This window comes from Streptomyces sp. NPDC060205, assembly GCF_042728395.1.
Classification (GTDB): Bacteria; Actinomycetota; Actinomycetes; order Streptomycetales; family Streptomycetaceae; genus Streptomyces.
This window is the reverse complement of record NZ_JBHWZP010000258.1, coordinates 1-13729: the sequence shown is the minus strand read 5'-3', so window position 1 is coordinate 13729 and position 13729 is coordinate 1. Positions and strand designations below refer to the sequence as shown.

10 protein-coding genes are annotated in these 13729 nt (G+C 71.5%); 6 read left to right on the top strand and 4 right to left on the bottom strand.

All coding sequences use genetic code 11. The features are described 5' to 3' along the window. Positions 1 to 131: 131 nt before the first annotated feature. The 4 genes from ACFWGJ_RS32945 to ACFWGJ_RS32930 all read right to left on the bottom strand — a co-directional run bounded on the left by ACFWGJ_RS32945 (position 132) and on the right by ACFWGJ_RS32930 (position 4245). Positions 132 to 1400, bottom strand: coding sequence for an MFS transporter (locus tag ACFWGJ_RS32945; RefSeq protein ID WP_387331976.1), 1269 nt, complete (start codon positions 1398 to 1400; stop codon positions 132 to 134). Then, entirely contained in the window at positions 1397 to 2764 is a 1368-nt protein-coding gene (locus tag ACFWGJ_RS32940) for a GH1 family beta-glucosidase (protein WP_387331974.1), read from the bottom strand. Before ACFWGJ_RS32940 ends, ACFWGJ_RS32945 begins: the two co-directional genes overlap by 4 nt. A 99-nt stretch (positions 2765 to 2863) precedes the next feature. Next, positions 2864 to 3130, bottom strand: a complete 267-nt coding sequence (locus tag ACFWGJ_RS32935) for a protealysin inhibitor emfourin (protein ID WP_384814750.1) — start codon at positions 3128 to 3130, stop codon at positions 2864 to 2866. A 44-nt stretch (positions 3131 to 3174) separates the two neighbouring features. Continuing rightward, positions 3175 to 4245 carry a M4 family metallopeptidase gene (locus tag ACFWGJ_RS32930; RefSeq protein ID WP_387331971.1) on the bottom strand — a complete coding sequence of 357 codons (1071 nt, stop codon included), beginning with the start codon at positions 4243 to 4245 and terminating at the stop codon, positions 3175 to 3177. A 722-nt stretch (positions 4246 to 4967) separates the two neighbouring features. Here ACFWGJ_RS32930 and leuA point away from each other — a divergent pair. The 6 genes from leuA to ACFWGJ_RS32900 all read left to right on the top strand — a co-directional run bounded on the left by leuA (position 4968) and on the right by ACFWGJ_RS32900 (position 13608). Next, complete coding sequence (leuA, locus tag ACFWGJ_RS32925) at positions 4968 to 6689, top strand: 2-isopropylmalate synthase (RefSeq protein WP_387331969.1); 1722 nt, start codon at positions 4968 to 4970, stop codon at positions 6687 to 6689. 173 nt (positions 6690 to 6862) lie between these two features. Beyond that, positions 6863 to 7573: a TerB family tellurite resistance protein gene (locus ACFWGJ_RS32920; RefSeq protein WP_387331967.1), complete on the top strand. Its 711-nt coding sequence runs from the start codon at positions 6863 to 6865 to the stop codon at positions 7571 to 7573. Between the two features lie 454 nt (positions 7574 to 8027). Further along, positions 8028 to 10151 carry an MMPL family transporter gene (locus tag ACFWGJ_RS32915; RefSeq protein ID WP_387331965.1) on the top strand — a complete coding sequence of 708 codons (2124 nt, stop codon included), beginning with the start codon at positions 8028 to 8030 and terminating at the stop codon, positions 10149 to 10151. 185 nt (positions 10152 to 10336) lie between these two features. Further along, positions 10337 to 11542: a sensor histidine kinase gene (locus ACFWGJ_RS32910; protein WP_387331980.1), complete on the top strand. Its 1206-nt coding sequence runs from the start codon at positions 10337 to 10339 to the stop codon at positions 11540 to 11542. Next, a complete protein-coding gene (locus tag ACFWGJ_RS32905; protein ID WP_387331963.1) occupies positions 11539 to 12207 on the top strand; it encodes a response regulator in 669 nt (222 codons plus the stop codon). Before ACFWGJ_RS32910 ends, ACFWGJ_RS32905 begins: the two co-directional genes overlap by 4 nt. Positions 12208 to 12384: 177 nt before the next feature. Further along, the gene (locus tag ACFWGJ_RS32900; RefSeq protein WP_387331978.1) at positions 12385 to 13608 is read left to right on the top strand and encodes an exo-alpha-sialidase; all 1224 of its coding nucleotides are present in this window, start codon (positions 12385 to 12387) and stop codon (positions 13606 to 13608) included. Positions 13609 to 13729: the final 121 nt, after the last annotated feature.

Sequence of the window (13729 nt, the reverse complement as noted above, 5' to 3'; positions counted from 1 at the left end):
CGCGCTCGTCCTCAAACGCCGGACGGGCTAGTGGGTAGCCTCTCCGGCGTTTGTGGAGCGGGGGTTCGGGGGCGGAGCCCCCGAGTCAGTGACGGGACGGGTAGGGGCGGCGGGGGCGAGAAAAAATCCCCTTACTCCACCCCCCTGATCCGGTACACCAGGACCGCCCCCGCCAGCCCGATCACCGCCGCCACGGCGTACAGCACCCGGTATCCCCCCAGATACGTCACGATCGGCGCGGCCAGCACAGGCGCAGCCACCTGCGGCACAGCGTTCGCCGCGTTGATCACGCCGAGATCCTTCCCGCGGTCCCGCGCCTTCGGCAGCACGTCCGTCATCAGCGCGAAGTCCACCGACGCGAAGACCCCGAAGCCCAGTCCCAGCAGGACCGAGGCGACCACCGTGCCGGTCCACGTCGGCCAGGCCGCGATCACTCCGGCCGCGATGGCCATGACGACGCCCGAGCAGGTCACGAACGGTTTGCGGCGGCCCACGCGGTCCGACCAGATGCCCGCGACGACGACCGTGGCGAGCAGCATCGTCGCGTTCAGCGAGGTCAGGATCAGGACGCCCTGCTCGGGATCGGAGTGGTGCAGGCGGTCCCGGAGGAAGTACAGGAGATACATGACGCCCAGGCTGTTGCTCAGGTTGACCAGGAACCGCGTCAGCCAGGCCCAGCCGAAGTCGGGGTAGCGGCGCGGGCTCAGCCAGAAGGAGCCCAGGAAGGCGCGCCAGGACCAGGGGGGCCGGGCCGCGCGGGGCAGCCGGATGTCCCGGTGGCGCAGGACGTACGGCAGGACGCCGAGGAGGGTGAAGGCCGCACAGGCCGCGTAGCCCGCCGTGACGCCCCCGGCGAGCGTCGCCAGGCCCGTCCCGCCGACCACGCCCAGGATCTGGGCGGCGCCCAGCCAGCCGCCCACCGCGCCCCGCTGCCGCCGCGGCACCCGGTCCGGTACGGCGGCCGTCACGGCGGCCCAGGCCGCGTTGAGGGTCAGCTGCGCCAGGCACCAGCCGAGCGCCATCGTCCACGGGCCGCCCGCCGCTCCGAGGAGCACCAGCGACAGCGCGCCGCCCGCCGTGCCCGCCACGATCCACGGCGTGCGGCGGCCCCAGCGGGACGTCGTACGGTCGGACAGCGCGCCGAAGACCGGGTTCGCGAGCAGCGACACCAGTGCGCCCGCGCCCGTCACCCAGGCCAGGAGCGCCTCCTTCGACAGGCCCGTGCCGGGTGCGAAGTCCTCCGCCTGGGAGGCGAGGAGGATCTGCAGCGGCCCGAACCAGCCCACCCAGATCGCCCCGTTGGCGAGCGAGAGGGCCGCCGTCCAGCCCCGGCCCACCCGTTCGACGGGCTCGGTGAGCGCCGGGCCGCCGGGTAAGGGCCCGTGCGCGGACGCCGTCACGGCTGTCCCACGTGTCCCGGCCGCTGCGCCCGCAGTACGTCCCGCAGCCAGTGGTACGACGCCTTCGGGGTCCGTTCCAGCGTCCCGAAGTCGACGTGCACGAGGCCGAAGCGGCGCGCGTACCCCTCGGCCCACTCGAAGTTGTCCAGGAGCGACCACACGAAGTACCCGCGGACGTCCACACCCTGCTCGTACGCCCGGTGCAGGGCCCGCAGATGACCGTCCAGGTAGCTGATCCGCTCCTGGTCGTCGAGACCCTCGTACGAGCAGCCGTTCTCCGTGATGACGACGGGCGGGAGCCGGTCGCCGTACCGTGCGCGGAAGTCCACCAGCAGTTCGGTGAGTGCTTCCGGGACCACCGGCCAGCCGAAGTCCGTGACCGGGTAGCCCTCGATCTCCCGTACGGAGAAGGGGAGTTCGGCGGGCATGGTCAGGCCGCCGAACTCGATCTCGGAGCCCTGCGGCGCGCCCACCCGCGTCGGGGCGTAGTAGTTGATCCCGTACCAGTCGACCGGCTGGCCGATGATCTTCAGGTCCGCCGCGAGGTCCTCGGCGCCGCCGGGCATCAGCTCACCGATGCCGTCCGGGTACCGGCCGAGCAGCACCGGGTCGGCGAACAGCCGGTTGAGGAGCAGGTCGTAGAAGCCGGCCGCCTCCAGGTCCGCGGGTTCCTGCGAGGCGGGCCAGGTCGGACCGTGCGAGTTGGCGATCCCGATGTCCGTGGCCCCGGCCGCCCGCAGGGCCTGTACGGCGAGGCCGTGGGCCAGCAACTGGTGGTGCGCGGCGGGCAGCGCGTCGAACAGGAGCTGCTTGCCGGGCGCGTGCGCACCCAGGGCGTGGCCCAGCAGGGTGTGTTCGGCGGGCTCGTTGAGGGTGATCCACTTGCCGACCCGGTCGCCGAGGCGGGCGGCGACCAGCGCGGCGTACTCGGCGAACCGTCCGGCCGTGTCCCGCTCCAGCCAGCCGCCCCCCGCCGCCTCCGACAGCGGCAGATCCCAGTGGAAGAGGGTCGGGACGGGGCGTACGCCCGCCGCGCACAGCTCGTCGACCAGCCGGTCGTAGAAGTCCAGGCCGCCGGGGGAGTTCACCCGCGGCCAGGAGACGGAGAAGCGGTACGCGTCCACCCCGAGGCCGTGCAGGAGCGCCACGTCCTCGGGGTAGCGGTGGTAGTGGTCGCAGGCCACCGCGGCCGTCGAACCGTCCTTCACCCGGCCCGGTCCGGCCGTGAAGGCGTCCCACACGGAAGGGGCGCGCAGATCCGCCGCGCCCTCGATCTGATGGGCCGAGGTGGAGACCCCCCAGAGGAAGCCGGCCGGGAACGGGGGTATCGGGTTCGTCGCCGCGTCAGTCATGCGCGCGATCATCCGTACCGGCGGTAAGCGAAGTCAACGGCGTTGCGTGAACTGGCCGTTACTGGTCTCGTACTGACCTCGTACTGGCTCCGGCACGGCCCCGCCGGGTGCCTACGCGCCCTCCTTCAGGACCCTTGAGATCAGTTTCCGCTGCTCGTCCGTCAGCCGCGGGTCCGCGCAGTAGACCGTCTTCCCGTCCACCGTGATCTGGTAGCTGAAGCCGTCCGGAACGCCTATGGGGGGCGTGCCCCGGCCGGCGGCGACCGCCTGCTCGGCCAGGGCGTGCCAGTCCTGGGCGTCGGCGCGGCCCGAGGTGTTCACCTCGGCGTGCCGCTCGATGCCCGCGAATCCGCCGGTGCGTCGTACCTGAATACGCATGGGTCCCTGTCTAGTACGAATCGCGGGCCCGAGCCATGGTCCGGTCAGCCGGTCGGTACCCCGACCTGTTCCCATGCCTTCGTGACGGCCTGCAGTTCCTCGCCCTCGCCGAACAGGGCGCGGGCCTGGGCCAGGGTCAGGGTCGCGAAGTCCGTGAAGCTCGCCTGCGAGTCCAGCTCACCGCCGGTCAGCACGCTGTACCAGATCTTCCCGGCCTTCTCCCAGGCGTTGCCGCCGAGCGCGGTCGCCGTCAGGTAGAAGGCGTGGTTGGGGATGCCGGAGTTGATGTGCACCCCGCCGTTGTCGCGACCGGTGCGGACGTAGTCGTCCATCGTGGCGGGCTGCGGGTCCTTGCCGAGCACGTCGTCGTCGTACGCCGTGCCCGGGGCTTTCATCGAGCGCAGGGCCTTGCCCGTGACACGCGGGGCGAGCAGGCCCGCGCCGATCAGCCAGTCGGCGTCGGCGGCGCTCTGGCCGAGCGTGTACTGCTTGATGAGCGAGCCGAAGACGTCGGACATCGACTCGTTGAGCGCGCCCGGCTGGCCGAAGTACGTCAGGTTCGCGGTGTACTGCGTGACGCCGTGCGTGAGTTCGTGGCCGATGACGTCGACGGGGATGGTGAAGTCGAGGAAGATCTCGCCGTCACCGTCGCCGAACACCATCTGCTCGCCGTTCCAGAAGGCGTTGTTGTACTCCTCGTCGAAGTGCACGGTCGCGTTCAGCGGCAGCCCTTCGCCGTTGATCGAGTTGCGCTCGTACGCCTTCAGGAACAGCTCGAAGGTCGCGCCGAGGCCGGCGTACGCGCGGTTGACCGTGGAGTCCTTGCCGGGTTTGTCGCCCTCCCCGCGGACCTTCTTGCCGGGCAGGTCCTGCTTGTGCCTCGCGTCGTAGATCGTGCGGTTCGGCTTGTCCTTGGCGGCGCCGCTCGGCGGGGCGAGGGCGGGTGCGCCGAGGACTGTCGTCAGCCGGCGGTGGGTGCGCTCGAAGGCGTCCCGCTCCAGGGTGCGGCGGGCCTTGCCGGCGAGCGTGCGGTCCTCTGCCGTTGCCAGGGTGTCGAGGACGTGGGGCGGAATGATGGTGCAGAAGACGGGCTCGAAGCCCCCGTATGTCGTCATGCCCGGCACCATTGCACTGTGTGACGTGACTGTCACTAGGGGCAACCATGATTGGTGAAATGGGGGCATAAGGGGGGCACCGGGGTCCGCTTTCGTGTACGGCCGCGGGTCCGGTGGGGGTTGCCCGCGCAGTTCCCCGCGCCCCCAAAAACCAAAAGACTGCGCAGTTCCCCGCGCCCCTAGGTGGTGGGGCCTGACCGTGCGCTGTCGGCTGCACCCCCACCCGCCTAGGGGCGCGGGGAACGGCGCAATCTTTGGCGTGTGCTTGCGACGGCGGGTGAGGGGGCTTTTTCAGGGGCGCGGGGAACTGCGCAGTCCTTGAGGCGCGCGTGCGACGGCGGTGCGGTGTTCGTCTTCAGGGGCGCGGGGAACGGCGCAATCTTTGACGTGTGCGTGCGGCGGACCCGTGCGGGGGTTTTTAGGGGCGCGGGGAACTGCGCAGTCCTTGAGGTGCGCGTGCCACGGTGGGGCGGGGAGCGGTCTGGTTCGGCGGTGATGTCGTATCCCGCATAGTGATACGGGGGACCGCGCCGCGTGGGACTCCGATAGCATGCGGAGCATCATGCGTTTCGGGCTGCTTCTCCTTAGCTGCCGCGGCGAGGGCCTGTAGTCGAGGCCGACCCCCTCCCCGCGGAGTTCTGGCGTTGCGCCGTCGGCCGTCCCTCGGATTCGAGAACCCACCGGTTCCGAGGATCAAGCGGACCAAGAGGAGCCCTCGCATCATGGCGAACCGCCAGCAGCCCACTTCCATGCCGATCCACAAGTACCAGCCGTACGACCAGGTCGACATCCCCGACCGTACGTGGCCGGACAACCGGATCACCACCGCTCCCCGCTGGCTCTCCACCGACCTGCGTGACGGCAACCAGGCCCTGATCGACCCCATGTCGCCCGCGCGCAAGCGCGAGATGTTCGACCTGCTGGTGTCGATGGGCTACAAGGAGATCGAGGTCGGCTTCCCGGCGTCGGGCCAGACCGACTTCGACTTCGTGCGCTCGATCATCGAGGAAGAGGGCGCGATCCCCGACGACGTGACGATCTCCGTACTGACCCAGGCCCGCGAGGACCTGATCGAGCGGACCGTCGAGTCGCTGAAGGGCGCCAGGCGCGCGAACGTCCACCTGTACAACGCCACCGCGCCCGTCTTCCGCCGCGTGGTCTTCCGCGGCTCCAAGGACGACATCAAGCAGATCGCCGTCGACGGCACCCGCCTGGTCGTCGAGTACGCGGAGAAGCTGCTGGGCCCCGAGACGACCTTCGGGTACCAGTACAGCCCCGAGATCTTCACCGACACCGAGCTGGACTTCGCCCTGGAGGTCTGCGAGGCCGTCATGGACGTCTGGCAGCCGGGCCCGGACCGCGAGATCATCCTGAACCTGCCCGCCACCGTGGAGCGCTCCACACCCTCCACGCACGCGGACCGCTTCGAGTGGATGTCGCGCAACCTCTCCCGCCGCGAGTACGTCTGCCTGTCCGTCCACCCGCACAACGACCGCGGTACGGCGGTGGCCGCCGCCGAGCTGGCGCTGATGGCCGGCGCCGACCGTATCGAGGGCTGCCTGTTCGGGCAGGGCGAGCGCACCGGCAACGTCGACCTGGTCACGCTGGGCATGAACCTGTTCTCGCAGGGTGTCGACCCGCAGATCGACTTCTCGAACATCGACGAGGTCCGCCGCACCGCCGAGTACTGCAACCAGATGGAGGTCCACGCCCGCCACCCGTACGTCGGCGACCTCGTCTACACCTCCTTCTCCGGCTCCCACCAGGACGCCATCAAGAAGGGCTTCGACGCGATGGAGGCCGACGCCGCCGCCAAGGGCGTCACGGTCGACGACATCGAGTGGGCCGTCCCGTACCTGCCGATCGACCCGAAGGACGTCGGCCGCTCGTACGAGGCCGTCATCCGGGTCAACTCGCAGTCCGGCAAGGGCGGTATCGCGTACGTCCTGAAGAACGACCACAAGCTGGACCTGCCGCGCCGGATGCAGATCGAGTTCTCGAAGATCATCCAGGCGAAGACGGACGCCGAGGGCGGCGAGGTCACGGGCAGCGACATCTGGTCGGTCTTCCAGGACGAGTACCTGCCCAACCCGGACAACCCCTGGGGCCGCGTCCAGGTCCGCAACGGCCAGTCCACGACGGACAAGGACGGCGTGGACACGCTGACCGTCGAGGCCGAGGTGGACGGCGCCGAGACCACCCTGGTCGGTACCGGCAACGGCCCGATCTCCGCGTTCTTCCACGCGCTGCAGGGCATCGGCGTCGACGCCCGGCTGCTGGACTACCAGGAGCACACGATGAGCGAGGGCGCCTCCGCGGTGGCCGCCTCGTACATCGAGGTCGCGATCGGCGACAAGGTTCTGTGGGGGATCGGCATCGACGCGAATACGACACGCGCGTCCCTGAAGGCAGTCGTCTCCGCCGTCAACCGCGCCACGCGATAAGGCCGTTCACCTGCGTTTCTGTGGTCCCGTCCGCCTCACAGGCGGGCGGGGCCACTGCGTTTATCCGGCCATGTCGACGAGTGGCCTCTCCCGGGGTACTGACTCCGCATCAACAATGTGGCTAACATCACGCCAACGCGGCGATGTTGCCGTGGGGTTACGGAGGTGCGAACGTGCTGCCAGGATGGGGACGAAACGGCCGGTTTGTCCGCGCCGGCACCATGGGCGTTTCGCGCATCCTCGGAACCAGGACCGCGTGGACCACCGTCGGCGACGGCGAGTTCTTCTGCCCGGGCTGCGGAGGCGACCGCAACTACCAGCGGCTCACCGGGCGGCGCCGCTTCACCTGCCTCGGCGTGCCGGTCATACCGCGCGGGGAGACCGGGCCCGTCGTCGAGTGTGCGGCCTGCGGCCACCACTACAGCGCGGACGTCCTCGACCATCCGACGACGACGCGCTTCTCTGCGATGCTGCGGGACGCCGTGCACACGGTGGCTCTCGCGGTGCTCGCGGCGGGGGGTACGTGCGCCCGTACGTCGCTGGAGACGGCCGCGGTCGCGGTGCGCTCCGCGGGGTTCGACGACTGTACGGAGGATCAGCTCGCGGCGCTCGTGGAGGCGCTGGCGGCCGACACCGGGCGGATCTTCGGGGAGCCGTGCGGGCCGGGGCTGTCCATAGAGCTGCACGAGGCGCTGGACCCGCTGGCCCCGCACCTCGCCCCTGCCGGGCGGGAGGCGATCCTGCTCCAGGGCGCGCGGATCGCTCTCGCGGACGGGCCGTACACGCCGGCTGAGCGGGAGGCGTTGACTACGGTGGGGGCGGCGCTCACGATCTGCGCGGACGACGTGACCCGCCTCCTCACGGCGGCCCGCACCCCGTCCTGACCCCGCGCCCCCGACGAACCGACCGCGCAGTTCCCCGCGCCCCTGAAAGCCAAAGGCCCCCGCTGGCCGATCGCTTGAACCTGCGGCCCCGGTGGGGGCCGTTCGCGCAGTTCCCCGCGCCCCTCAAAAGCGGGGCTGCGCCCTGGCCTGACCCACCTCGGCTGCGGGCTCGGCGGGGGCAAAAGGACAAAAGCCGGGGCGCAGCCCCGCCTTTCAGGGGCGCGGGGAACTGCGCGGGTGACCCCCACCGGGCCCGCAGGTATGGACGCACGCGGCTTTTGCCTTTCAGGGGCGCGGGGAACTGCGCGACTAGTCCTAGTACTCCCCCGGGAGTAATCCCCGCCCCCCGTCACCCCCGGCAGTAGCCGCACACTCAGACCCCCGTCCGACGCAACCGCCCCTCCGCAGCGAAAGGCTGAAGGAGAAGCCGGATTCGTCGAGAGGGAGATCGTTCATGGGGGCTGGGAAAGCAACCACGACAAGCAAGCGGCGCAGGCGAGCCGTCCCCTGGGCGCTGCTCGGGCTGTGGGTGGCCGTGCTCGCCCTGGCCGCCCCGTTCGCCGCGAAGCTCGCCGACGTGCAGCACGACCGCGTCACCGACTACCTGCCGGCGAGCGCCGACTCGACCCAGGTGGCGAAGATCCAGGAACGGCTCCCCGGCGGCGAGAGCACCGAGCTGGTGATCGTGTACCACCGCCAGGGCGGACTGAGCGCCGCCGACCGGCAGGTCGCGGCCGGCCAGGTCGCGGAGATCGCCGGGACGCACGAGTTCGTCGGCGGGACCGCCGTACCCGAGGGGATCCCGTCCGACGACGGGACGACCCTGATGTACCCGCTCGTCAGCAACGAACCCGGCACCGACGAGGAACTGCGCGACGCACTCGTCGAGGACGTCCGGAGCACCGCCCACGGCCAGGACGGGCTCAGCGTCGAGGTCGGCGGCACCGGAGCCCTCGCCACCGACGCCGGCAAGGTCTACGACTCGCTCGGCGGACCTCTCCTCTACACCACCGTCGGTGTCGTGGCCCTGCTGCTCGTCCTCATCTACCGCAGCCCGGTGCTGTGGCTCGTCCCGCTCGCCGTCGCGGGCGTCGCCGACTATCTGTCGATGGGCGTCGCCTACGGCCTCAACCAGGCCTTCGGGACCACCGTCTCGGGCCAGAGCTCGGGCGTCATGACGATCCTCGTGTTCGGCGCGGGCACCGACTACGCCCTGTTGCTCGTCTCCCGCTACCGCGAGGAACTGCGGCGCGTCGAGCGCCCGTACGACGCCATGGCCGCCGCCCTGCGCGGCTGCGGGCCCGCCGTGCTCGCCTCCTCCGGCACCGTCGCCGTCGGCCTGCTGTGCCTGCTCGCCGCCGACCTCAACAGCAGCCGGGGCATGGGCCCCCTCGGCACGGTCGGGGTCCTCTGCGCGCTCATCGCGATGCTGACCCTGCTCCCGGCGATCCTCGTCCTGCTGGGCCGGCGCGTGTTCTGGCCGCTGGTCCCCGCCTTCGGCAGCGAGCCCAAGCCGCGCCGCCGGAGCCTGTTCGCCGCGATGGGCAGCTCCGCCGGGCGCAGGCCGCTGACCGTGCTCGCCACCGGAGCCGTCCTGCTCGGCGCCCTCGCCCTCGGCACGCTCAACCTCCCCGGGCCGGTCAAGCAGGAGGACTCCTTCGTCGACAGGCCGGAGGCCGTCACCGCCATGGAGACCCTCGCCAGGGCCTACCCGGGGCACGGCACCCAGCCCATCGACGTGATCGCCCCGGCGGACCGCGCGGATCGGGCGCTCACGTCGATCCGGGACACGCGGGGGGTAGAGAGCGCCGAGAAGGGCCGTACCGCGGACGGCTGGACGGAGATCTCCGTCATCGCCCGCGACGCACCCCAGTCGGCGGGGGAGACCGCCACCATCAAGGCCCTGCGCCAGGAGTTGCAGGGGTCCTACGTCGGCGGGGCCAGCGCCCAGCAGATCGATCTGGAGGACACCAACAGCCGGGACACGAAGATCGTCGTACCGCTCGTCCTCGTCTCCGTGCTGCTCATCCTGATCGGACTGCTGCGCAGCCTCGTCGCGCCGCTCCTCCTGGTGGCCGCCGTGGTCGCCGTCTGGGGTGCGGCCCTCGGCATCGGCGGCCTGGTCTTCGGGCCGGTCCTCGGCTTCGAGGGAACCGATCCGGGGCTCGGGCTGCTGTCCTTCGTGTTCCTCGTCGCCCTCGGCGTCGACTACGGCATCTTCCTCATGCACCGGATGCGGGAGGAGTCCCTCGCCGGAGCCGAACCGGCCGCCGCCGCGCTCACCGCCCTGCGCACCACCGGCGGGGTCATCGCCTCGGCGGGCCTGGTCCTCGCCGCGACCTTCGCCGTGCTGACGAACATGGGCCTCGTGCAACTCGTCGAACTCGGCTTCGTGATCGCCGTCGGCGTGCTCCTCGACACCTTCCTCGTACGGACGTACCTGGTGACCAGCGCCAGCGTCGCCCTGCGCCGGAAGGTGTGGTGGCCCGGTGCGCTCTCCCGCGAACCCGGAGAGCGAGGCGGGCCCGGGGAACCGACCGAGCCGCCCCGGCAGCCGGAACGGGTCGGCGCGCCCTGATCACCCGTACCGTCCCACCGGGCGCCTCTCCCGCTTCCTGCCGGAGGGGCGCCCCCGTACCGGAAGATGGAGCCGTGCAGCAACGGGGAGCGACCACAGCCGTACCGGGCGAACCCGCACGCGGTGAACCCGCACGCGGTGACGCCGTGCGCGGTGACGTGCGGCCCCGCCGTGTCGAGCGCGTCATGGCGGTCCTCAACCGTGACCCGCTCACCGCGCCCCACCGCACCCGCAACGACGCGTTCCTCGCCGCCGGCGTCGCCGTGGTCGCCGTCGTCCTCGCGCTGCTCGTCGTCGACGGACGCCCGCTCGACCCGCTCGGCTGGGCCCTGCTGTCCGCCGCCCACGTGCCGCTCGTGTGGCGGCGCGAGCGTCCGCTGCTCGTACTGCTCGCGGTGGCGGCCTGCGTGAGCCCGTACCACGCCCTCGACTACAACCACGCCGTGCCGGTCCCCGCGACCCTCCTCGCGCTCTACACGGTCGCGGCGACCGGCACGGTACGCCGCACGCTGCTCACCGCCGTCGCCGTCCTCGGCCCGACGCTGGTCATCAATGGCTTGATCAACCCGGACGGGGCCCTGGAGTTCCTGCGGATCTCCGGCTGGATCATCGCCGTCCTGTTCTTCGGCGTCGACGCCCGTTTCTACCGCCAGTACGTGGCCTCCATCGTCGAGCGGGCCGAACGCGCCGAACGCACCCGCGAGGAGGAGGCCCGGCGCCGCGTCGCCGAGGAACGGCTGCGGATCGCCCGTGACCTGCACGACCTGCTCGCGCACAGCATCACCCTGATCGGCGTGCAGACGTCGGTGGCGGCCCACGTCCTCACCGTCGATCCCGAGCGGCTCGACCGCGCGGCCGTCGCCCAGGCCCTCGACGGCATCGCGGAGACCTGCCGGACCGCCAGGGGAGAGCTGCGTACGACGCTGGAGGTGCTGCGGGCCAACGAGATCGGCCTGAGCGGTTCCCCGGACGGGCGGGGGCCGCTGCCCGGACTCGACGGGCTGGCCGCGCTCGCGGAGGCGGCCAGGACGGCGGGCGCCGAGGTCGAACTGGACGTCCACGCGGACGGCGTACCGCCCTCCGTCGGGGCTGCCGCCTACCGGATCGTGCAGGAGGCGCTCACCAACGCCGTGCGCCACGGCGGACGCGACGACCTCACCGTCCGGGTGGGGCTGCGGACCGCGGAGGGAGCGCTGCGGGTACGCGTCACGGACGACGGGACGGGTCCCGGCGGACCGGGGACGGCGGGCGGCACGCCGGGGTTCGGACTCGTGGGGATGCGGGAGCGGGCCCGTAGCGTGGGCGGCACACTGGACGCCGGACCGGGCCCCACGACGGGCTTCGAGGTGACCGCCGCACTGCCGCTGCCCAGGGAGGACGAGGCCCGATGACGATCCGCGTACTGCTCGCCGACGACCAGACCCTCGTACGGGCCTCGTTCGCGATGCTCGTCGCGTCGGCCGGGGACATGGAGGTCGTCGCCGAGGCGGGCACCGGGCGCGAGGCGGTGGAGCTGGCCCGTTCCGCGCGGGCCGACCTCGTCGTGATGGATCTGCGCATGCCCGACCTGGACGGGATCGAAGCGACCCGGCTCATCGCCGCCGACGAGGATCTGGCGGGGGTGAAGGTGCTGGTCCTGACGACGTACGACACCGACGAGCACATCGTCGACGCGCTGCGGGCCGGGGCGTCCGGCTTCCTGGTGAAGGACATCCGGCCTGCCGAACTCCTCGACGCCATCAGGACCGTGGCCGCGGGGGAGTCCCTGCTCTCGCCGGGCCCGACCGCGCGGCTCATCGCCCGTTTCCTGCGCGCGCCCGACATGGTGACGTCCACGGTGGGCGGCCCCGACGGGCTCTCCGAACGGGAGCGGCAGGTGCTCGCCCTGGTCGCGCGCGGCCTCAACAACACCGAGATCGCCGAGGCGCTGGGGCTCAGCCCGCTGACCGCGAAGACCCATGTCAGCCGGATCATGGGCAAGTTGAGGGCGCGCGACCGTGCGCAGCTGGTGATCGTGGCGTACGAGTCGGGGCTCGTGATACCCGGGGCGGCCTGAGCGGCCTGAGCGGCCTGAGCAGTCCGAGCGGTCCGAGCGGTCTGAGCGATACGAGTGATACGAGCGATACGAGGGTGCGGGGGGATTGCCCTGCCCCTCGGGCCGCACTAGTTTCACCGCCGACATCCCACGTCCTATGTCATGGGCCTCATGTCCCGGTAAGGGTGAGCCGTGTCCTTGCAGAGCTGTCTTCGTCCCAGTGCCCTCGCCGTCGTCGTCGCCGGGCTCGCCGCCGCGCTCGCGTCCCCCGGGACCGCGCACGCGGCGAGCGCCACCGAACGGCCGACGCGGGGCTGCGTCTCCTCCGTGCCCTTCACGGCCGGGGAGGACGGCTACGACACGTACCGCATCCCCGCCACCGTCAGGACCAGGGCCGGCACGGTGCTCGCCTTCGCCGAGGGCAGGCACAACGGCGCCGGGGACACCGGCAACATCGACGTCGTCCTCAGACGGTCCGGGGACGGCGGCTGTACGTGGGGACCCCTGAGCGTCGTCGCCGCCGGTGAGGGCGACACCCGCGGCAACCCCGCGCCCGTCGTCGATCCCCGTACCGGCAAGGTCGTCCTCCTCACGTCCTACAACAGCGGTGCTGTGACCGAGGCGCAAATAATGCGCGGCGAGGTCACGCAGGAGCAGAGCCGGCGGGTCTTCGTGCAGACCAGCCGGGACGGCGGACGCCGCTTCAGTGAGCCCCGGGAGATCACCGACGCCGTGAAACGGCCGGGCTGGCGGTGGTACGCCACCGGGCCCGGGCACGCGGTGGCGCTGACCCGGGGGCCGTACGCCGGGCGGCTCGTCGTGCCCGCCAACCACTCGGCCGCGCCGCCGTCCGGCTCCGCCGACACCGGGCAGGAGGCCAAGTACTACGGGGCGCACGCCCTGTACAGCGACGACGGCGGGGTGTCGTGGCGGATCGGGTTCGTCGACGACTCGTACGACGGGGTCAACAACGCGAACGAGAGTGCCGTGGCGCAACTGCCCGACGGGCGGCTGTACGTCAGCTCGCGCGACCAGAACGGGAGCAGTGCGGGGAACCGGCTCGACAGTTACTCCAGTGACGGGGGTGTCACGCTCGACCGGCCGTTCCGGGTGCAGTCGACGCTGTCCGATGTGCCTGTCGTGCAGGGGAGTGTGCTGCAGGTGGGTGGTTTTGCGGGGGCGCCGCTGCTGTTCTCGGGGCCGTCCGTGCCGACGGCTCGGACGGCTATGGCCGTGTGGCGTAGTGGGGATGGTGGGGGGACCTTCACGAAGGCGCTGACGCTGTCCGGGGGGCGGGCTGCGTATTCGGACCTGGTCCAGTTGGGTGGGGCCGGGGGGAGGGTGGGGGTGCTGTACGAGACGGGTACGGCGGGGCCGTACGAGGGGATCGCCTTCCGGCGGGTGGGTCTGGATGAGCTGTAAGGCCCTTTCCTCGCCCCCGCCGCCCTTACCCGTTCCCGTCCACACATGGGGGCTGCGCCCCCTCGCCCCCCAATCGCGCTACGCGCTCGTCCTCAAACGCCGGACGGGCTGAATACGTTTC

Bases quoted from the DNA above. Each gene is read 5' to 3' on its own strand.
- ACFWGJ_RS32940 (WP_387331974.1), bottom strand. From the start codon at position 2,764: ATGATCGCGCGCATGACTGACGCGGCGACGAACCCGATACCCCCGTTC.
- ACFWGJ_RS32935 (WP_384814750.1), bottom strand. From the start codon at position 3,130: ATGCGTATTCAGGTACGACGCACCGGCGGATTCGCGGGCATCGAGCGG.
- ACFWGJ_RS32930 (WP_387331971.1), bottom strand. From the start codon at position 4,245: ATGACGACATACGGGGGCTTCGAGCCCGTCTTCTGCACCATCATTCCG.
- leuA (WP_387331969.1), top strand. From the start codon at position 4,968: ATGGCGAACCGCCAGCAGCCCACTTCCATGCCGATCCACAAGTACCAG.
- ACFWGJ_RS32915 (WP_387331965.1), top strand. From the start codon at position 8,028: ATGGGGGCTGGGAAAGCAACCACGACAAGCAAGCGGCGCAGGCGAGCC.
- ACFWGJ_RS32910 (WP_387331980.1), top strand. From the start codon at position 10,337: ATGGCGGTCCTCAACCGTGACCCGCTCACCGCGCCCCACCGCACCCGC.
- ACFWGJ_RS32905 (WP_387331963.1), top strand. From the start codon at position 11,539: ATGACGATCCGCGTACTGCTCGCCGACGACCAGACCCTCGTACGGGCC.